The following is a 21975-nucleotide window of genomic DNA, read 5'->3' as shown; positions in this document are numbered from 1 at the left end:
TTAGGTATATTTGATCTCATATAATAGCAGTATACCATACTAAATTATTACCAATATACCAAATTTACACAAATTAAAATAGTCGTAGTTAAATGAACTGTAACTACGACTATTTGCTTGTTCCACAGTCCTTTATTAAATAATGGGTGAGAAATAAAGACCTCTTCTTCATTATAAAAAGTCGTTTTTTTGCATATCTCGCTGATACTATGACTTCTTCATGATTTCTAATAAATTCTCTATATTGTACATTCGAGCAGTATTTATTTGGTGCAAATGCAGTAAGTAAGTCATTTATAGACTTTATTCTCCATTCTTTTATTTTTAAATTTACTCTTCGCAAGGTTACGCGGCTTATCAACATCAAATCCGCGATGCAGCGCATCATAGTAAGCAATCAGCCGCAGTGGAACAACAGAAACCAACAAAGCAAGCGCTGGGTTACTTCCACAATACGAATCTGTCATCCGCCATCGTCTAGACCTTTCAGTGAGATGATAAAGTGTTTCTCCGCGAGTGGCAACTTCCTTGCCGTTTCCGCGGATGCTTAGGTTTACATGCTCTTGTGTTGCCAGTGAGAATACTGATGTACCTTGTTCGACCAAGGCAATCGTGCCGTGCTTCAGCTCACCGCCGGCAAAGCCTTAAGAAATCTCTTTCAGCTTCAGTGCGCCTTCGACACATACAGAACGATGTCTGCCCTTGGAAGGCATATGGACGGACTTTGAACAGCTTATAAAAAAACACCCGCTAGTATTGACGAGCGGATGTTAGATCTTTCGATATGAACCTATTGAATTTTAAGAAGTAAAACAAGCCAGTGTGTTATTGATTGATATCCTTTAGCGCCTGTTTCGGTTGTGAATGAAAACTCATCAATGATGCAATAATTGCAATCATAACCCCTAATGCACCAATCCAAGTAATCGAGGCCAATGATACGTTTTCTACAAAAACCCCGCCTATTCCTGCGCCGACTGCCATGGCGAATTGCATCATTGACTGATTCATGCTAAGCAAAACACCTGACATTTCCGGTTCTATTGTAGCCAGGTGAAATTGCTGTGTCGGACCGGTAGACCATGCGGCAAACGACCATAATATCAGAATCACCAACACTCCGACATAGGAATGGGTGACAAGTGACAGCAGAATCAGTGTGACGATATGCAATGTCATCCCGCCAACGAGTGTAAAGGGCACTCCCCATTTATCGGTACTATATCCCCCAAACTTTGATCCAACCAAACTGGCAATCCCAAATATAAGCAAAACACCGCTAAGCAGATTGCCGCTTATTCCTGAAATGTTCAAGAGATAAGGTGACAAATAGGTATAAGCAACAGAATATCCCCCGAGCCAGAAGAAAGTGATTGATAATCCCATCGCCACTTTCCGTTTTTTGAAAAGGGCAAGCTGTTGAAGCAAAGGTACGGGCTTATCTCCTTCAGTATGCGGAAGAGTAAAGAATATAACGGCCATTGCGATCATTCCCAACAAAGCAATTGCACCAAATACAGACTTCCAGCCTAATGCTGTTGCTATCAATCTTCCAAGCGGAACACCAATGATTAAAGAAGCGGTAAATCCCATAACGACCGTAGCGATGGCACTGCCCTGCTTCCCTTCCGGCGCAATCTTAGCGGCAATCGTTAATGCGGTGACAACAACAACACCTGCTCCCATCGCCATAATGATCCGCGCTGAAATAAACCATCCATAACCAGGCAGGACAAAGGCCAAAATATTGCCGAACACAAACAAACCGAGAGCATACATCATCAACCTGCGTCTATCCATACTTGCTGTCAATGCCATAAGTACGGGTGTAGAAAGAGCATATACAAGTGAAAAGATTGTAATGAGCTGGCCCGCGGCAGCCAAGGTTATCCCGAGTGTATCAGCAATGTGGTCCAAAATTCCGGAAATGATGTACTCTGAAGTTCCGACTAAAAAGCTGACAATGGCTAAAATGTAAATTTTCCAAGTGTTAGACATAAACGTTCACTCCTTAATCATTAATATAACTACATATCACGAATTAACGATATGTTAGATCAAAAAATAAACACATCGTAATATGTCGATATGTATGGTGTAAAAATAAACATCTATTGATGTTTATTTTTATATCTCTGTTTTAAGAAAGTCAGCAAGTTTCCCAATGGCTTCTTCATCTCTTTTGTAATACGTGTACTTTCCGATTCGTTCAGCCTTAATCAGGCCGGCTCTTAAAAGGATGGTGAGATATTGGGAAGCCGTTGATTGCGTCATTTTCAATTTGTCTGTTATTTGACTGACACATACCCCGATTGTATTCATATCAATCCCTTCATGGGGTGCAAAATGACGATCAGGTTCCTTCAGCCATTGCAAAATTTGCAGCCTTGATTCATTTGATAAGGCTTTGAATACTTCAATTGGTTCCATATTGATTATTATATCGTTATATTCCGATATGTCAATTCGTTTTTTTATTTTTGATGACTGACTGTTTTAGAATTAAAAATCTGAAGACTTATTTCAGTTCCGTTGGAGGTATTACAGAACTTAATTTTCCTCCCATCTGCTAGATTGACCATTAGAAAGCGTTGCTTTATATATACTTTGCCCTACTTCTGCTTTTTTATTTCTCCAACAAGGACCATATCTTAATCTATCCATAACACCATATATATTCGCTTCATGTGTTTGCTCACGAACAGCAACTTCCTTGACGTTTCCGCGAATGCTTGTGTTTGGATATGTAAGAATGTTTTTCATGACTTTCAGTTAAATTGAATGTAATACTGTTCAAGTGTAGACTGTAAAAAAAACATCCGCTCGTAACAAAAGCGGATGTTAGATCTTTCCGAAATGAACCATTGAATCTTCAGGAATAACAAGACAGTGTTTAATAAAACATTTTCACTCTCTAGATTATAATTTTTTCTCCAGATCATTACTTAATTTAAATACCATCACTCGCTCACCTGTCCGAGAGCTTAAATCTGTATGAAAACTTTTCACTTCTTCTCCAGTTATCGTTAGGATGATATTCTTAAGACCTTCTATCCCTGATTCAACTAACTCCGAACGAGTTTGTTTAATAGATAACATGCCCTCTTTTGTTCCACAAACTGTATATTCAGCAGGTGTTAAAATTCCCTTTAAATTAACAATGATCATATCCCGCAATATATCAGTCTTAACAGACACAGACCCGCGCCCAAGATAATCCTTTTCCCATTGCGTAATTGACTTACTGATCTCTGATTCATAAGAACCCTTCGATTTCTTCATATATAAAACATCTCCTGGCAAAATAATTAGCAGCATATTCTATTTGTTAGTTCGTCTCATTAATATTCTCTTACAACATGTCCTTCATATACACCTTCAATATCCAAATCAGTTTTACCGTTTCTTAAGACCACTATCATTTTGGATAACATATTTTCTTCCATCATAGAGTGTACATGCAAAATACGAATGCTCCCTAAATGGGTTTCCTCAACTTCTTCATAAGATTTTAAATGATAAAAATGAATTGCTTTTCTTATTACTTTTTTCAAACATTCCATATTTTCACGATCAAACGAGCTCATTTCCTCTATTGTTTTCGTGACAAAATCAGTTATATTGGCGCCCATTACATTCTCCTTAGAACTGCTTTCTCCCATATTTGGGTGTAGAAGCTGACCACTTCACTCCATCATGACAAGCAATGATCAGGTAAGGCTTGACCTGTTTTACTAGAAGGAACCTCCACAATTGAGGACTCCCCATCCTTTTGATCAACGATTAAACCTCTAACTTTAACATATGACGGCACAAGTGGATGTTGGCGTATGATATCAACACTTTTTTCAATCGTGCCGCTGTTATTTTCATTTAGCCACTCATCGACCGTACCGCCTAAAAATTCAGGCTTGCAATGTTGAAAGAGATAATCCAATGTTTGTATTTTATCTTTCATTGTTTCAAGTTGAGTGAGTCCATAACCTGTTGAAGTCCGCTTATCTTTGGTTCCTACTACAAAAACCTCCTCAACATCTTCCTGGTAAATCGCAAAAATAACAGACCTCATGATTTCTCCATAAGGATGTGAGATAGCGGCACCATAGCTTTGTATAGTCAGCATATTTTCTGCTGGAGTGTTAGTCACTTCTTGTAAAATAGGCTCCAAACCGTTTTCCATGTCCGTCAAAAATAATACTTTTTTATTTTGATTTACATTCATATAGCACACCTCTTCTACATGTTTATCATTTTTATATTGAGTAACAAATCCATTTGATAACTGTTTAGAATTATAATTACCAGCTTTCCCAACATCCTTCTGGATCAATACTAGCCAGTCGAACCCATCCATTTTGAACTTTCTGCTGAAATACTGGGTCATTATCTAATAACCGTTCTACATGCTGTCTAGGTGCTTGAATGACAATCAACAAACGAAGAGGAGAATGATAAGCCTCATGATCTGATTGCATGACGGATTGCCAAGGCAGTCCGGCTAACAAGTCACTTGCATTCCCCTGCATAACTCCGAGACCTGCAGTCACGGTTTGAGTTGCTTTATTTCCGCTGCCATAATAATGAGGTGCTACTGTTGATGCGTAATATTGTAAATTAATCCATTGGGCCACAGTTCCAGGTCCTGCGATAATATTTGCTAGGAGTTCACCGTTTTCATCCTGCTTCCAATCATAATTATGAAGAAAGGCTCTTCCTTCCAAATCACAATCCTGAGTGAGTTCACGTTGGCCGATAATAAAAGCGGCATTACGAGCCAGTCCCCATTCCGGACGTATCTCACTCCAATCTTCCGCAAATCGGTGTGCCTCAGCCTTCGGGTTTTTAAGTTTCGATTGGACATTCGGTAATTGAGCCAGACGTTCTGCATTAACGTTATGTCTCACTTTCGGCATAATAGCTTCAATATGGTCAAATGCTTCCTGTGCAGCTTCGGAAAGCTCTGGTACATAAAGCCAGTGTAATTCATCCACCGTTGTATTATGTTCAGCAGCAGCAAAAACCGTATCCTCAGGGATTTTCATTCCTTCAGTTAATAGAGCTTCTCTTACCTCTGAAAGATTACATAAAGCAGCTAAAACTCTTGCATTGAATCCACCGGCCGCTCCACCGCAGGCACCACAATCAAGAGCAGCGGCATAAGGATTATTGGTGCTTTGGCTGCCATGTCCGCAAATCACGACCAATGGGGCGATATTCTCTGTTAACCCCATCATTTTTAATGCTTGGCGAGCATAGTTTACTTTTTCTTCATCAGTAAAACCCAAAGGTATTTCTGCCTCTGTAGCATCATGATGAAGCGAGAGTTTTGTATCAGGTTTGCGCAACCAAGCCTCACGGAGATGACGAATGAAACGACCCGCCTTTCTTGGCACAAAGCTACGGGCTGCCATTTGCAGAGTAAGCCAAGGTCCGCTTAGCTCAGGCAGTAGTAAGTTCGAAAGCACATTCTGCTTCATCGTTTTAAATGTATGGCTTAAAGAATGAAACGCTTGCGTTCGTTGGTTGTATTTTTCGAGTACATCTTCATCTACAAACTCTTTAACTTTATGTTGTGGTTTTTGTATGATCGGCAAGGAGGCATGACTGTGTTTACTGCCAAGTTCACAAGTTGCAATTGGCACCCCGAAGAAACCAGCCATACCAATCGTTTCAAACGGCCCTTCTTTTTCCAGTTGACGACGAAAAGGTTCTGATCGGACATCGATGCAGAATGCTAATTGAGCTAATGCAGATTTTTTACCGTTGGTTTCACGTTGCTTCGAGATGATCTTCTGACTTAATCGATCAGTGTATGTTTGTTCCCAAGCTTCTAACCAAAGTTTCCTGCGAAGTTTCTCATCAAAGCTGTAGGCAAATGATAAATATTCGTTTTGTTCATCGGCCGACATCTGTGACCATTCCTCTAATGTAAGTCCCCCCCAGTGAATCCAAGCTGCTAAAAGGGGAGGAATCGAAACGTTTTTCTCAGATCGTTTATTAGTGAAAGGTAAATATGGCTTTATAAGGGCCCACTCCATTGATATTCGAACTGCTAAATATTCTGTTAGGAGTGCATGTTCATGGCTCGATTGTTGAGAGCGCCATAGCATCATCCCTGCCCATCCAGGTAAGGAAAGTAAATGACCTTCAAGATAACGCTGGATTTCTGATTCGGGGATTTCTAGCGCAAATAACGCTTCTTGTAGAGCCAAGTGTGCCTCTTGCGGCCAGCCTTTTAATCTTTCACGCTGCTTTTTACTAAGTGCTGGATCATATTGAATGAGATGATGCCAGGCACGATAGAAACCTTCCTCACGATTTGGCATTGTCCAACCTGCTTGAGAGTCATCAAGATATAATTTAGACCACTTAATAACATGGTGATCCAGTATATTGACTAACCTATCACCATCCTGATTCTCGATATACGAACTGATTGGTTGCATAAAAACATTCTCGATATGATCCAGTCCACTGCATTCATTCACCAATTGCTCCAGCTTATGTGATGATAAAAGGTTGGAAGGCAGTGGTTCTAATTTTAATCCAGCATGACAAAATCGCTCTGCCACGTCCCGTGGGATGTTAAAAGAATGTGAATCAAGCCAACGCTGTAGCCCCATTTCCAAAAAGTCTTCATCAATCTCGCCTTTATTCTTTGCTGAACGGATCATAGACACACTAGGGTATATATCAACATCACGAGTATTTTTCAGCCAGCTTGCAACCTGATCAAAAGGTTGGTTTTCAAGTCCCATCCACGGATTACGTGCAGCAAATGTAGAAATAGGCCAGAGTGGCGCAATGACTCGGCTGGCAGATGTAATTAAAACGTGAATATCACTTTCTTGAACATCAATATCTGTATCTTTGTTTTTTACATTTTCTTTCGTTAATACGGATGTAATGCCCATCTCTGATTAGCTCCTTATGATAAATATTGTTTAAGGTAGTCTGGGTGACTCTCTACTGACTTTGGTTTTGCTTCACCTAAACGCACTAACCAAAGATAGATCACCGCGGAGAAAACGGAAGAACGATGACGAGCAACCCAAGTACCTAAAGCACTGCCAAATAGTAAGAGACATACGACAATGATGACAGCTGACATTGGAGGTTGAACACTTTGAAAAACGCTTGTATGCAGCCACTTATAGAAGAGGTTATGAATGATAAAATAAACAAAGGCTGCTCCGCCTAAACATGTTAAGCCGGCAATTCGACCCAATCTTCCCTCTCCAAAAGCTACAAGCTGAGTCCAAGAAACGGACAATGACCACCCTAAGATCAGCGCACTAATGAATTGATACCCCTCTCCAGGAGCAGCGAGCCAAAAAGCAACGCCTATACCTAAGGATAAAACCCGACCAGCCATGATCCATAAATAGGATGTTCCTTTATTAGCGCGAGTTGATACTTCATGACGCCGTACTGCCGAACCAGCCTGTAAAAACAACGTAGCTTTGAATAAACCATGTAAAATAAGATGAATAATGGCTGCGATATAGGCTCCTAATGCGCACTGAATGAGCATGAACCCCATTTGTGCAATCGTGGAGCCTACTAGCTGGCGTTTATAATCAACCTGGACTAAACTAATGCCAGTTCCAATCAATACTGAGATGCTAGCAAGCATAAGTAAAATAATCGAAGCTATACCTCCATTAAATAAAGGAGAAAATCGAGCCAGTATGATCCCGCCTGCATTTACTAAACCTGCATGCATAATCGCAGAAACAGGAGTTGGAGCAACAATAGACTCAATTAACCATCTTTGGAATGGCCATTGAGCCGCAGGAATCATCACTGCTAATACAATCAATAGATTAATCCCTGTTCTCTCCCATGCCCCAAATTGAGATAAGCTTTCATTTGTTAAAACCAATGATAACTGCCATTGACCTGTAACTTGAAAAAGCCAAACCATCGCGAAACACAAAGAAAACCAACTTACCAAAAATAAGCGACCAGAAACCTTGGCTGCTTCACTGGCCACTTGCCAAGCACTGTTCAGCCTTATAAGCAGGGTTAAACCGACAAGAGTGGCTCCCCAAAATAGAACCATCAAGCGGAGATCACCACTTAACCATGCAATTGAAGCAGCACCTGTAGTGAAAGTAAAAAGCGTAAAATATTTTCGATAAGATCGGTCTCCCATTAAGTAACGTACAGAAAAACGCTGAATGATTAAACCAATTGTCAAAACAAAGAAAGTCATTAACCAAGCTAAGGAATCGAAGTGCCAAGGGCCAACATTTCCTTCCACACTCTTTTTGGCAAAATTCACTAAGGAAACCAAAGGCGGTAAAGCCAAAATACCAATATGAATGCGGACATAACTCGAGGGTACGCGTGGATGTAAAAACAATAGTCCACTTATCCCAGAAGCAATAAGTGTAATAAAAAATAATGTTAATAATGATGATAAGCTCAGCGAAACTAACATTCTAACTTCTCCCTTTTTTAGATCTCGTTATTGTTCAAAAGACCTTTAAATCAGATCATTTTTTTCTATTATTTAATACAATTTTTATCTATCTCCATTTTTTCCCAACAAAAAAGCCGACAACTTCAAAATTTCAATGATTATGCTAGATCATTGAATCTTGAAATTTGTCGGCTTCACTTCAACTAACTTCTGCGAAGTTTTTTGAAGAGCTACCTTATTATGGGTCATTTTACTTTATGCTATGTTTTAACTTCCTCTAAAGAAGTCATCGTTAAAACCTTTATTTCGTCCTTTAATTATAAAATCAAACGATTTATGTTTCTCTTCTTTGTTTATTAGATACTTTTTCATCCAGTCAAGATTAAAAATAAATATTAAAAGGATGCTAAAGTCCTAATTATTTTAACAAACGAAAATCAACATCTGCGCCGATTATTAAGTTACATATAAGATATGCTAAATTTTAAAAGTTGTCAAGCTGTTGGAATACAGAGAATGACGTATCAAACCCTTCCTTCCCTCTGAAGATACATCCTGAACATTTAACCAAGGCTCATTATATCTACCATTCTATTAACCCATGAAATAATGGTAGCTCCTGCATCGCTGGTTTAAATGAACTAAGACATTTACATAACTCCTGGTTTTAAAAAGCATAGTAACTGTTCTTACATTAAAACTCATTTTATTAACCACTGCTAGATGAAGCTTGCTTTTCCAGATCGAGGAGCAGTGTCTTCATTTCAAATCCACCCCGATAGCCAGTTAATGAGCCATTCTTTCCTATTACACGATGGCACGGTACAGTAATTAATGCCGGATTAGCCCCAATAGCGGCGCCTACAGCTCGAACAGCTGCGGGTTTATTTATATGATTTGCAATGTCGGAATAGGATCTCGTTTGTCCATAAGGGATCTCACAAAGTGCATTCCAGACTGCTAGCTGAAATGTCGTACCCACGTACTCAATTGGAACAGTAAAGTTTTTCCGGTTTCCTTCTAGATACTGAGTAATTTCAACGACATAGGGATCAAGCTTTTCATCATCTTCAACAAGAGGACTTCCTGGAAAGCGTTTCTTAGCCCATTCGAACAATTCCTCGAATGGTTTGTTCTGTGAACCTACAAACACAAGCCCCTTTGACGTTGAAGCAATATACAAATTCCAATCCTTAAACATTAGTAAAGACCAATAAAGGGTTGGTTTACTCTTTGTTTCCATTGTACGTTTCCTCCACTTTACTCATTTGACGAAATTGTGCTGGTGTCTGTCCAGTTTTCTTTTTAAATAAGGTAATAAAATAAGACGCGTTGGCCATACCCACACATATGGCGATATCCCCAATCGCTTTATTTGTTTGAATCAAATACTTTTTGGCCGCGTGTACTCTAACTTGTTGTATATACTCAACCAGCGTTATGCCTTTAATCTTTTTAAATGTTCGATGCATATGATACGGACTCCCATGACAAATATTTGCTAACGATTCTAGAGTTAATTTTTCTGTGAAATTTTTATCAATGTATTCAGTAATGAAATCAACCCACTCGCTATCAGGCAGATTTTCATTAGTGGGCTTGCAACGTTTACAAGGGCGAAAATTTGCGCGGAGAGCTTGTTCTGCGTTTGGAAAGATGCATACATTCTCTTTTTTCGGAACGCGAGATTTACAGGATGGTTTACAGAATATCCCTGTCGACTTTACAGCATATAAAAATTGATTATTGTACGCTGCATCATTATTTATAATTGCTTGCCACTGTTCATCTTTTATTATTTCTACATCATTCGAAATTCTATGGTCATGGCTCTCTTTATGTCCGTTATTGATACTATCCGGCATTTATCTCACCTCTCCTTACAATATACTCCCTACTCATCTAATTCATTTTAAATTTAATTCCAATTTAAATATTCGACACGTGTTTTTTATATCTTGGGCCATTTTTATCTACTCCCGTTTAGCATTCTTGATAACTACACTATAACCTCATAAATAGAAAAAAATAAGGTGGTTAGAATGTAATAGCAAGATAACAAAATGAGTAAAGCTTATTATGTGATAAAGTAAAATTTCAATCAGTGTGAGTTTTCTTATAATTATTTAAGATAAGGAGAATGAATAAGTGACATGGCATGAAGTCAATGACGTTATTGTCATTACATTACCTGAAGATTTCGACATGAATGTTAACCTAGGCTATCTAACTAGGGAAAAAAATGAATGCATGTATGAAATAGAGAACGATATCATTACAAAGGTTATTGCCATAGGGGAAATTCGCTCCTTAGTACAGATAAGCGTAATCAATAATAAACAAATGGTTGTTCAATTCCTAAACGATTCTAGACCTATTGAAAAGTGGAAACGGGAAGAGATTGTAAAATATATTCATGAATGGTTTGATCTGGATAACGATTTAACACCATTTTATGAAATGGCAAAAGCAGATCCATTACTTAAAATGCCTGCCCGAAAATTTTATGGATTACGCGTTATCGGCATTCCCGATTTATTTGAGGCTTTATGTTGGGGCGTTTTAGGGCAACAAATTAACTTAGCCTTCGCGTACTCCTTAAAGAAGCAATTTGTAGAAGGATTTGGCGATTCTATCGAATGGAATGGTAAAAAGTATTGGGTGTTCCCACCGTACGAACGAATTGCACGGTTAACAACTACCGACCTAGCAGATATTAAAATGACGGTAAAAAAAAGTGAATATATCATTGGAATTGCCAGATTAATGGAAAGTGGAGAATTATCGAGGGAAAAATTCATGAAAATGAACGTTAAAGATGCTGAAAAAAACTTAATTAAAATACGAGGAATCGGCCCTTGGACAGCCAATTATGTTCTGATGCGCTGTCTTAGGTTCCAGACAGCTTTTCCAATCGATGATGTGGGACTTATGAATTCGATTAAATTATTACGTAATATGAACCGAAAACCTACGAAAGATGAAATCTTAGAAATATCGTTACCATGGAAAAAATGGGAATCATACGCTACCTTTTATTTGTGGCGTGTCCTTTACTGAATCATTTCAACTTAAACCGGAATGTACTCAATAAAAAAAGAATGAACTTTAAAACCTAATGCTTGTGCGTACGACTTCAAGAATTCTTTGCCTTTATTAATTGACAATAAAAAAACACGTTATCATTCCAATAGGCTCTCAGGTTTTCAGATTTCTTGCATGCTTTATTCCAACTGCTATCAAAAGCGTATCTTAATGGGAACTGCTCTCTTATATCTGTATTAACATCAGAAAACTCAGTTAGGCAAAAGTCTTAATGCCTTTTAACCTGATTGACCGACCTAATGAGGAAACATCTTAAATCTATAGCCATGGCCGATCGATAGTCGGGTCCTGTACCATCAACTTCTTTAATCTATTTTTCCACTGTAGACGTTCTTTCTCTTTTGGACATAAAAACACCCCTATTTACTAATAATAAAGTTGTTTAATTTTAGTTCAAAAAATAAGATCCTTTCTATACCTAGAGCATAGAAAGGATCCTTAAAGTTGTTTAATTTTAGTTTAGTTTTCCAAGTACATATTCTAAATCTCTTAAAACTTGTTTATAAACATCCTTTCTCAATTTTTGATCATCAATAATATAATGCATTAATACACTACTTGAGCGAAGCGTTCCATTTATAAATTTTCGATTTAATCTTCTGAGAGCTTTATCCAATTTAGCTTCTTCAGCAACAAAGCTTTCGTAATCCCAATGTTCTTCTTCTTTATTTTCAATAAGAGGTTTAGCATCTGTAATAGATTCAACTGGTTCCCATATATAGTTGATACCACCAAGAGTTTTTTCATCTGTCTTCAACCCAATATGAAACCTGACAGGTCCCATTGAATAGAATGACATATGCTCGCTCACATTTGAGAAGCAATTCTCCACTAGTGTTCTATATGCAATTTGTTTAAACTCAAAAAACTTGCTTAATCTTTCTACTAATCGCTCTTTACTCCAAAAATTCCAAACCCAATGCTTTTCCTTATCTATCTTAGAAAAATCACGATCTAAATCTTCTGTAGGTAGTAAATATTGATGGAATTTTGTTTGCTTTTTAGTAAGTTCAATCAACATATAAATAAGTGAAAAAACTTCTCTACTCTTCGGGGTTTTGTATTCTCCTTGTAATTTTGCAAATGTTGCTATGTTGTCTCCAAATAATAATACGTTAATTATAGTTTCAGCAGAATGTTTATATAAACTTACCGGTTCCCTTACACCATTATTATTAATTGAAAAATATTGAGGTGGTAACTTTTTCAATACATACTCTATAGATGGCACTAAACTCTCTGGTGCTTCGTATTCAAAGAGTTCTTGTTTATCTATCATTTCTTTTAACTGTTTTTTTATAACATACATTGCAACCTCTCTAGAAGAGTCTAGCCCTAAGTCTGTAGCTTCTAAATTAAAATACCAATGATTTCTGGTATTAAAAGTACGTACAGGAATATTCACTACGTTTCCTTCACTGTCCTGATTTGTAAAACTAGGAGGAGTAATATTTTCTCTAATTATTACATTATCTTCTTTTTTACCGTAAGAAAACTCTACACTTAGTGATAAGGTATCTGTATTCAAAGCGCCTACGATTGTAACTTCCTCATCATCTATCAGGTTTATAAACTCTTGTGTTGATGCTTCACGCCAAGGATAAAACTCTTTCTTTATATCTTTAAAGAAATTGTCTATTATATTTAGATAACTTTTTCTTAATTGCTTGAAATAATCTTTTAAATATTGTTGTGTCCACATTTCTTCCAAGGTATTTTTAAAATTAAATCTCGATTCTAAACATTTTCTATATAGGTATAGATTTATTTCTTCTAACTTATCTAAAAGAACATTTTGACACTTTGAGTTCCTTAGTAACCCTGAAACAAATTTAAATATTTCTATATACCCTTCATTTGAGTGATAATTTTGAGTATAATTAACAATTTCCTCATTACTCATTTTAGAAACTTTTAATGCTGCAAAATATTCCTCTATAGATGGATGAAAGAAATCTAAACGACTTTGTTCTTCAATTAAAACTCCTGTTTTCACTAATTCTTTTTTCAATAAGGATAAATCTTCAGAAGGTATATAGTTACTAGCAACTTCTCGAAAACTAATAGGTTGGCTTACATTTCTGAAAGTGCGGTAAGCATATTCAGCTAATATATCTTTTTTAACCTGTAGATCAAAGTGTATTTCTTCAACTACTATGTTTTGTAACAATCGTTGTTGCATAAAGTACTCAATAAAAATATCGTAAAGCTCTGATTTATTTTTGGGGATTTTTTTATTGGTCACATTTTTCATAATTTGTACTGTCATATATAAGAACAATGGGTTTTCTACAAGATCTTTTAGACTTGACTTTAAATAATGTACAAACGGATAAGTAATTTCCTCATTGAACACAGCTGTAGCGTACTCTATTATCTGCTCATCTGTTAAAGGTTGAAGTTTGTACTCACTAAATAAATTATAAAACTCGTTATGATAATTTTGTTCTCGGCAAGTAATGATAATCTTTAGGTTTCTAAATTGATTAAGGCGTTTTATATCTTTGATTAACAAATCTTTATTATTTATCACTTCATCTAATCCATCTATAAATAATATAAGATTGCCTTCTTTCAATTCTCGAAGAATTTTCTCTTCAGTGATACTAGGCACACTGTACCTTAGCTCCCCCTTTATCCCATCAACTACATTTTCATATTCTCTATACCAATCCTTCGCCTTTAGCATAATAGGAATTTTCCCTGTAGATAAAATTGGACTATCAATTATCTCTAACATTAACATCCCTAACAGATACGTTTTACCTCCACCAGGCTTAGATAGTATTAATGCTGAATCGTTACCTTCTAATAATTGAGTGAAATCATATGTAACTGAAGTATTTCCTGTTCCCTGTATCTTGATAGGGAATCCCAATGGATTTATAGCGGCTTCTTCCACGTTCCTTCTTAAATTATTTTCTAGCTGACTATGTAAATCTTCTTTTTTAGAAAGCAAATAATCTTCATAGGTAAGATTATATACTTTTTGTTTAATTGGAATTTCAATACTTTTTAAATAATCATTATAGATGTATAAACTTACTGCGTTTAATCTACTAGCCTCACCATTTTCCCTACTTTGTGCTAGCATTACCCCAACTACTACATCTTTGTATAACAAAGGTCCCCCAGAACAGCCTTTGTAATCCTTAATAAGGTCGCCTTTCACTTTGACATCTAAATTCCAGCTACTATAAAATTTTGTAAACCCTTTAAGCTCGTCCCTAATTTCTAAATCAATTGAAGTTCCTTTCGTTTCACTAACTGCTGGATAGCCATATGTACAACATTCTGTAGGACTGTTAAACTTATAATCAGCACACTCTAATATACTAATATCCTCAATATTCTCTTCTAATTCTAAAGCTATTATTTGAAAATATTCCCACTCATCTTTTTTTGGAATCAAAGGCCTTGCTAATAATGTATGCTCGTCACCTCTTTCATTTGTAAATATAACTTCTATTACTTGTGTTTCTTTCAACAGATAAGGATTGATTGCGTGCATAGCAGTAATAACCTTGTTTTTGGTAACTAAAATCCCACTAGAAATAACTTCCTTACATTTAATTTTAGGCACAGCTAATCTATAGCCAAAATCCATAGTTACTCCCCCCTATAGCTTCACGTCTACCGGTACTTCGCCTGACCCCATAATTAATTCACAATTATATTTTTGTAATATTTGATCTCTATCAATTTGTCTTAATAAATCTGTTTCATAATTAAAGTAAATTCTCTTCTGCTCTAATGGGTTTAAAGATATAATCTTAGCAATAGATTCAATGTCCGGATGTTGATGCTTAACACCGTTTGTTGAAACTAAAAATATTTTAGATTTTAACAGATTTGCTAATTCAGTAGTCATATTTTTTTTACTGCCGTGGTGAGGTACTTTTACCAAATCAAAATCAAATTCTTTTGAGTTTTTTAGACCATCACAAATAATATCGGGGTGAGCATCACCTAGGAACAGCATCTTTTTTTCATTGAATTGTAGTAGGATACCTATTGAGGAGCCATTTATCTCTGAGGTATCTATTGGGGTTCTTGCTTTTACAGCCTCTTCAATTTTTATTTTATCTCTTTCTTCACCCTTTCTAGAAACCTCAGAATGATCAATAATCACTTCTTTATCCATTAACAACATAAATTCATAGGCGTCGTCAAATAGTTCATTCTCATTAATTTTAAAATTCCATTTTTTACCCCTTAATTCTTTTATCCATTTTTTCTCTAACTTGCTTAACTTACTTTTGTTAGGCGAGAGAATTCTTATAGCCACATTCTCTATTTCAACTTTTTCCTTATTTTCTAATGTTACTGCTTTTCCCATAAAACTTGAGTTCCATCTATAGTTTCCCTTTAACAGTAGCGCTCCTAATGTAGAGCCTTGTTTCATACTGATTTCCGTATGATCGATTCCCTCTTGTGAATCACGTTCAATGTACGACTTACCTAAAGAAATTTGACCTTTTAGTATATCTTCTTCTTGCTTAGATAATTTAAAATCTCCCTTTTCATTTTCTTGTAAGTGTCTATAGCTATTATGCCAAACCTCATCTATAGATATAAATTGATTCTTATTATTATCTTCAATAAATCTAATAGCCCCTAAAATATGATCTGCATCAATATGAGTGATAATCATTAAATTAAGCTTTTCTCCAGCTTCATTTATTTTAATTAAATCTGGCTTAAGAAACCTTTCGTATGTTTCCGTATATCCGCAATCTATAAGTATGTGTTTTTTGTTCTGTTCACCTAATGAAATCAAAAAACAGTCCCCATTTTTCGCTGGATACATTCTAACTTTAATCAAACCTTATACCCCCTAGATCTTTAAAGTTTGTTTTATATCTCTATTTCTTTTTGTAAAGCTTTTTTCAACTCTCTCACTAATATTGTCTCGTATTCCAGCGTGACCTATAACTCTCCATCTTCTCACAAATTCTCTATCCTGTTTATAAACTTCTTTACACGCCCATTTAAGAAGTCTAATTTGATAATCCTCTCTAGACTCTACGTGACTTTCTAGAAATAGCTTAGTTTTGGGAAGTTTATTTAAATTTTTCTCAATTAAGGAAAGCTTACCTACCGTTTTACCCACTCTAGACTTATTTACAATAGGGGTTTTTCTTGTTCATATAAATATTTTACCACTTCTGTTACTTCATTTAACAATTCTAGATCTCTTTTATGCCAGTTCACCATTTGGTTTACAGGTGAAGATCTAAGTTTTTTAGGTGAATTTTTCTTTAACCATTTCTGATGATTCCTGTAAAGCCAATCGTAAAGACTCTTATTTCTTTTTCTAAGATCAGTAATACTGAATTCGTTATTTTCTTCTATCAGCTTAAGCCATTCTTCTTCTTTAGTTAAAGAGGGTAGAGGGCAGGGAGAGCTTTCATTTTAGCTTCAGTCCAATTATTTTTACGCTTCGCCACCTTACCACCTTCTTAAGTTTCAACTCAGATATCAATTTGCATAATTAATGAATTGAACAGAAAACACTCTTTCGCTTATATAATTATAAGCGAAAGAGTGTTTAATTGTAAAATATTTCTAATTTTATTTAAAATACATATTTAAATGAGGTTGGTGAAGTATATAACCTTTACTACAATTATTCTTAATTTGATCATTATACAATAATACTTCATCCTTATTTAGATTACGTACAAAATAATGCTCTTTGTCTACTGATTTACTTTTAAGTACAGTACAAGCTAATTGAGGAGTTATAGGAAAAATATATTCGAGTTCGTTCCTGCTATTTGTAAAACGACATACTGGATTATCAGATGTAATAAACTCGTATCCGCTTTCGGGGATTAACAAATGTATGTCCATCGTATCGTAAATATGCTTAAATTCTTCATATATTGGACCTTTATTGTTAAAAAATTTATAGTACATACTTAATAATAAATTATGCTTAAATTCTTCTCTATGCGTATCAATGAAAGGATACATCTTTTCACTATCTAGCAGTGGTTCATCTAAAACTATTGACAAATCAAGTAAATTGATGAGGTTATTAAATGCTTCTTCTAGTACTGGATGTGCAGGTTCAGTTCTCCATTCAATAGATACCATAAAACGAATGAACTCTTCACGTCTCACACTTGATATTTTATCAGCGCCAAAGTTTTTATTTACTTCTGCTACAATTTCACTTCGCACATCGGGCCAATTATTCTCATACATTCGATTCCAAGCTTCCTCTAAGTCTCTAATATGTATAGCTTGAATCTCCTTTTTTAAAGCATATTTATCAAATTCTGAAATTAAATTATTTGTATCATCATATATAGCCCAATTTTCATACTCATAAAATTTTTTATTTAATTCAGTAGAATCTACTACTCCAATTCCATTTATTTTCACCGTGTACTTGTAAGATTTTAAGGGTGTAAAATATTTATCACAATCTGATTGACTTTGAAATAAGGCACCTACTCTTCTAGAGTAAAAATTATTAATTCGAAAAATCCGACTTGTATTTTTAATATAATCTTCACTAGCAAAATCAATCTTACTTTTTTGTTTATCTATGTAATAGACCAAAGATTTGTTATGTTTCCAAGCTTTTAAATAAGTATTCGGCACGAGGTGGTGCTTTTCAGAGTATGAACTCCAATTTGGATCAAACTGTGTCATATATTCCCCTCCTAATTTTCACTATATTGTAAAATACCTGCAGTTAAAATTACTTAGTTTTATTTTACAGCAAAAAATAAAAGCCGATACTAATCAACCTTTAGCACCGACTTTATTTTAAACAACTTTATTATCTTTTAAACGACTTTATTATCACTTAACACTTATCCAAAGGGGTTAAACATTTATTACTCCACAGTAACACTCTTCGCAAGGTTACGCGGTTTATCAACATCACAGCCGCGATGCAGTGCAGCATAGTAAGCGATCAGCTGCAATGGAACAACAGATACCAACGGAGCAAGCGCTGGGTTTACTTCCGGTAGTACGAATCTGTCATCCGCATCGTCTAGGCCTTTCAGTGAGATGATGCATGTGTTGGCTCCGCGAGCGGCAACTTCTTTGACGTTTCCGCGGATGCTTAGATTTACGTGCTCTTGTGTTGCCAGTGCGAATACTGGTGTACCTTGTTCGATCAAGGCAATCGTGCCGTGCTTCAGTTCTCCGCCGGCAAAGCCTTCTGCCTGGATGTAAGAAATCTCTTTCAGCTTCAGTGCGCCTTCGACACATACGAAGTAGTCGAGTCCGCGTCCGATGAAGAAAGCGTTTCTGGATACAGTCAGATATTCACGGGCGATCATTTCCATTTCGTCTTTCTGGTCGCAAAGGGCTTCCATTGCGTTTGCCGCGATTCCGAGTTCTTTGACGAGGTCAAATCCGATATCAATGCCATTTTTATCAGCAGCTACAGATGCAAGAACCGCAAGAACAGCGATCTGTGCAGTGTATGCTTTCGTTGAAGCAACAGCAATTTCAGGGCCTGCATGAAGCAGCAATGTGTAGTCAGCTTCACGGGAAAGCGTTGATCCCGGTACGTTTGTGATCGTCAGCGCTTTGTGTCCGAGTGCTTTGACTTGAACAAGAACCGCGCGGCTGTCAGCTGTTTCTCCGCTTTGAGAAAGGAAAATAAAGAGCGGTTTCTTAGACAGAAGCGGCATGTTGTAAGAGAATTCACTCGCTACATGCACTTCAACCGGCACGTTTGCCCACATTTCAATATATTGTTTACCGACAAGTCCTGCATGGTAGCTCGTTCCGCAGCCAATGATATAGATGCGGTCCGCTTCCGCTACAGCCTCAGCGATATCGCCAGGGACAGACAGTTTGCCGTTTTCATCTTGATACGTTTGGATGATTTTGCGCATAACAACTGGCTGCTCATCCGTTTCTTTCAACATGTAGTGAGGGTACGTGCCTTTTTCGATATCACTGGCATCCAGCTCAGCGATATAAGACGCACGTGAAATAACGTCGCCATCAAGGTTTTTGATGACAACTTGATCATCAGTGACGATAACCATTTCTTTATCCATCAGCTCTACATATTCGTTTGTGACTTGAAGCATTGCCATCGCATCAGACGCCACGACGTTAAATGTATCTCCAAGTCCAACTAATAGAGGGCTTTTGTTTTTCGCTACAAAAATCGTTTCTCTGTTGTCGTTATCGAATAAAGCAATTGCATAAGAGCCTTTTAACAGTGTAAGTGTTTTGCGGAACGCTTCTTCTGTATCAAGTCCTCCGTTGACAAATTGCTCGATTACTTGAACGACTACCTCTGTATCGGTGTCACTTTTGAGCTCTACATCTTGTAAAAAGTCCTGTTTTAGCTGAACGTAGTTTTCGATCACGCCGTTATGAACAAGTGTAAAGCGGCCCAGTGCGCTTTGATGCGGGTGAGCGTTTAGATAGCTTGGTTCGCCGTGTGTTGCCCAGCGAGTATGGCCAATTCCTGCTTTGGCTCCAACATTGGCATCCACAACCTCACGAAGATCGGCAATGCGTCCTTTTTCTTTAAACACATGGATCCCCTGTTCGTTGGCAACTGCGATACCCGCAGAGTCATAGCCGCGGTACTCAAGCTTCTCTAACCCTTTCAGCAAAATTTCCTTCGCATCAAGCTGACCGATATAACCTACGATTCCACACATAATTTCTTCCTCCTAAGATTGTAAAAGGAGACGAAGAAAGTCATTTTTCAAGGGGACTTTCAATCGTCCCCTCCTACATGTTTTATGGAAGATCATGTGATTTCCCTTTGTGCAAGGAGTCGCCTCCTTGGTTTGAAGAAATCCTTACGGCTGTGATCTGTATACTCAGCCGGGAGGCATCCGCCGAAAAATCGATAACCTCCATCCTCGTCAACTAAGCCTTTTTTCGGGCGCTTAGTTCGGGCGCTATAATTATAAGTGAAACAAAATCCCGTCTTTCCTGCCTCGAGAAAACAAGAACAAGACAAGCTTGATTTTACAGCATGTGCCAAGAATGGTCAATTGTTTTTTAAACAACTTTGCCGCCTGTCTCACAATTATCATATGTGAGTCGCACTTGTCTTGTTCGCTCTCTGTTTAAAGATTTCGTTACTCTAATCCCATTTCTGACCGGACGACTTCAACAATGCGATTAACATAGTCATCACACAGTTCTTTCGTCTTCGCTTCAGCCATGACACGAACGAGCGGTTCAGTGCCAGATGGGCGCACTAAAATCCGGCCGTCGCCGTTCATTTCTTTTTCAACCTCAGAAATAACAGCTTTTACTCTTTCATTTTCTTCGACTTTATATTTATCAGTTACTCTCACATTGACTAAAAGCTGCGGAAACTTCTGCATTTCAGCCGCAAGCTCTGAAAGCGACTTGCCTGTCGCTTTTAATGTATTCATCAGCATAATAGCGGACAATAATCCGTCCCCTGTTGTGTTGTAATCAAGGAAAATTAAGTGGCCGGACTGTTCTCCGCCGACATTGTAGCCCTCTTTTTTCATCGCCTCAACCACGTAGCGGTCACCCACAGCCGTCTGAACGCTTTTTATCCCTTCTTTTTCAAGCGCTTTATAGAAACCGAGGTTGCTCATGACAGTGGAAACAACCGTATCGTCCTTTAAGCGGCCCTCTGATTTCAGGTATTTTGAGCATATGTACATGATTTGGTCGCCGTCAACGATATTTCCTTTTTCGTCGACTGCGATCAGGCGGTCGCCGTCGCCGTCGAACGCAAGGCCGATATCAGCATTTTTCTCTTTTACAAACGCACTGAGCGCTTCAGGATGGGTCGATCCGACTCCGTCATTGATATTTAATCCGTTCGGAGAAGTTCCCATTGTCGACACATCGGCGTCTAAATCGGCAAACAAGTGTGTCGCCAGTGATGACGTCGCTCCGTGTGCGCAATCCAGCGCAACATGAATGCCTGTAAAATCTTCGTCAGCAGTCTGTTTTAAGAATTGCAGGTATTTTTGGCCGCCTTCAAAATAGTCGTTTACAAGTCCCAAATCGGCGCCAACTGGTCTTGGCAGCTTATCCTCCGGTTCATCCATCAGACGCTCGATTTCAGCCTCCTGTTCATCAGAAAGCTTAAATCCGTCTCCTCCAAAGAACTTGATTCCGTTATCCTGCACTGGATTATGAGAAGCAGAAATCATGACGCCAGCCTCTGCATCCATCGCTTTCGTTAAATAGGAAACACCAGGGGTAGAAATGACTCCCAGACGCATCACTTCTGCGCCAATTGATAAAAGTCCGGCGACAAGGGCTCCCTCCAGCATATGGCCGGAGATGCGTGTATCGCGGCCTATCAGCACTTTTGGACGTTGTTTATCTTTTGTCAGCACATACCCGCCGAAACGTCCGACTTTAAAGGCCAGCTCAGGCGTAAGCTCGCTGTTGGCAACACCTCTTACACCATCTGTTCCAAAATACTTGCCCATTTTATAATC

The 21975-nt window shown here is 37.5% G+C and carries 17 protein-coding genes and 2 pseudogenes; 1 reads left to right on the top strand and 18 read right to left on the bottom strand.

Annotation, left to right across the window (positions count from 1 at the left end):
• Positions 1-290: 290 nt before the first annotated feature.
• From NSU16_RS01230 to NSU16_RS01180, 11 genes and pseudogenes are all read right to left on the bottom strand, one after another.
• Positions 291-686, bottom strand: a pseudogene (locus tag NSU16_RS01230) (glutamine--fructose-6-phosphate aminotransferase); the annotation flags it as partial.
• Between the two features lie 139 nt (positions 687-825).
• On the bottom strand, positions 826-1998 hold the full coding sequence (locus tag NSU16_RS01225; RefSeq protein WP_339191883.1) for an MFS transporter: 1173 nt from the start codon (positions 1996-1998) through the stop codon (positions 826-828).
• 129 nt (positions 1999-2127) lie between these two features.
• Entirely contained in the window at positions 2128-2430 is a 303-nt protein-coding gene (locus tag NSU16_RS01220; RefSeq protein ID WP_003234907.1) for a metalloregulator ArsR/SmtB family transcription factor, read from the bottom strand.
• A 120-nt stretch (positions 2431-2550) separates the two neighbouring features.
• The gene (locus NSU16_RS01215) at positions 2551-2763 is read right to left on the bottom strand and encodes a hypothetical protein (protein WP_339191882.1); all 213 of its coding nucleotides are present in this window, start codon (positions 2761-2763) and stop codon (positions 2551-2553) included.
• A gap of 156 nt (positions 2764-2919) precedes the next feature.
• On the bottom strand, positions 2920-3282 hold the full coding sequence (locus NSU16_RS01210; protein ID WP_010332827.1) for a DUF2294 domain-containing protein: 363 nt from the start codon (positions 3280-3282) through the stop codon (positions 2920-2922).
• 59 nt (positions 3283-3341) lie between these two features.
• Positions 3342-3632 (bottom strand): DUF6407 family protein, encoded by a 291-nt coding sequence (locus tag NSU16_RS01205; protein WP_326194494.1) that lies wholly within the window; start codon positions 3630-3632, stop codon positions 3342-3344.
• A gap of 62 nt (positions 3633-3694) precedes the next feature.
• Entirely contained in the window at positions 3695-4222 is a 528-nt protein-coding gene (locus NSU16_RS01200) for a carbonic anhydrase (protein WP_339192620.1), read from the bottom strand.
• Positions 4223-4298: 76 nt separating this feature from the next.
• Positions 4299-6914 (bottom strand): YbcC family protein, encoded by a 2616-nt coding sequence (locus NSU16_RS01195; protein WP_339191881.1) that lies wholly within the window; start codon positions 6912-6914, stop codon positions 4299-4301.
• A gap of 14 nt (positions 6915-6928) precedes the next feature.
• Entirely contained in the window at positions 6929-8446 is a 1518-nt protein-coding gene (locus NSU16_RS01190; RefSeq protein WP_339191880.1) for an NADH dehydrogenase subunit 5, read from the bottom strand.
• Positions 8447-9137: 691 nt separating this feature from the next.
• On the bottom strand, positions 9138-9671 hold the full coding sequence (adaB, locus tag NSU16_RS01185; protein WP_339191879.1) for a methylated-DNA--[protein]-cysteine S-methyltransferase: 534 nt from the start codon (positions 9669-9671) through the stop codon (positions 9138-9140).
• Positions 9655-10293 (bottom strand): bifunctional transcriptional activator/DNA repair enzyme AdaA, encoded by a 639-nt coding sequence (locus NSU16_RS01180; RefSeq protein ID WP_286059148.1) that lies wholly within the window; start codon positions 10291-10293, stop codon positions 9655-9657. The genes adaB and NSU16_RS01180 overlap by 17 nt, the downstream gene beginning before the upstream one ends.
• A 283-nt stretch (positions 10294-10576) precedes the next feature.
• On the opposite strand from NSU16_RS01180, the gene NSU16_RS01175 reads away from it, so the two are divergent.
• Positions 10577-11488, top strand: coding sequence for a DNA-3-methyladenine glycosylase (locus NSU16_RS01175; RefSeq protein WP_339191878.1), 912 nt, complete (start codon positions 10577-10579; stop codon positions 11486-11488).
• Positions 11489-11741: 253 nt separating this feature from the next.
• Here NSU16_RS01175 and NSU16_RS01170 read toward each other — a convergent pair.
• The 7 genes and pseudogenes from NSU16_RS01170 to glmM form a co-directional block, all read right to left on the bottom strand.
• Positions 11742-11882 (bottom strand): annotated as a pseudogene (locus NSU16_RS01170) (hypothetical protein).
• A 105-nt stretch (positions 11883-11987) separates the two neighbouring features.
• Positions 11988-15140, bottom strand: coding sequence for a trypsin-like serine protease (locus tag NSU16_RS01165; protein WP_339191877.1), 3153 nt, complete (start codon positions 15138-15140; stop codon positions 11988-11990).
• A gap of 12 nt (positions 15141-15152) precedes the next feature.
• Positions 15153-16358: an MBL fold metallo-hydrolase gene (locus NSU16_RS01160; protein ID WP_339191875.1), complete on the bottom strand. Its 1206-nt coding sequence runs from the start codon at positions 16356-16358 to the stop codon at positions 15153-15155.
• 12 nt (positions 16359-16370) lie between these two features.
• Positions 16371-16646: a hypothetical protein gene (locus NSU16_RS01155; RefSeq protein WP_339191874.1), complete on the bottom strand. Its 276-nt coding sequence runs from the start codon at positions 16644-16646 to the stop codon at positions 16371-16373.
• Between the two features lie 461 nt (positions 16647-17107).
• Positions 17108-18199 (bottom strand): DUF4238 domain-containing protein, encoded by a 1092-nt coding sequence (locus NSU16_RS01150; protein WP_339191873.1) that lies wholly within the window; start codon positions 18197-18199, stop codon positions 17108-17110.
• 188 nt (positions 18200-18387) lie between these two features.
• Positions 18388-20190 carry a glutamine--fructose-6-phosphate transaminase (isomerizing) gene (gene glmS / locus NSU16_RS01145; RefSeq protein ID WP_010332818.1) on the bottom strand — a complete coding sequence of 601 codons (1803 nt, stop codon included), beginning with the start codon at positions 20188-20190 and terminating at the stop codon, positions 18388-18390.
• 429 nt (positions 20191-20619) lie between these two features.
• A complete protein-coding gene (gene glmM, locus NSU16_RS01140; protein ID WP_339191872.1) occupies positions 20620-21966 on the bottom strand; it encodes a phosphoglucosamine mutase in 1347 nt (448 codons plus the stop codon).
• Between the last annotated feature and the right edge of the window lie 9 nt (positions 21967-21975).

The sequence above is a fragment of the Bacillus sp. FSL K6-1003 genome, assembly GCF_037964945.1.
Lineage (GTDB): Bacteria > Bacillota > Bacilli > Bacillales > Bacillaceae > Bacillus > Bacillus mojavensis.
This window is presented reverse-complemented; position numbering and strand designations above follow the sequence as displayed.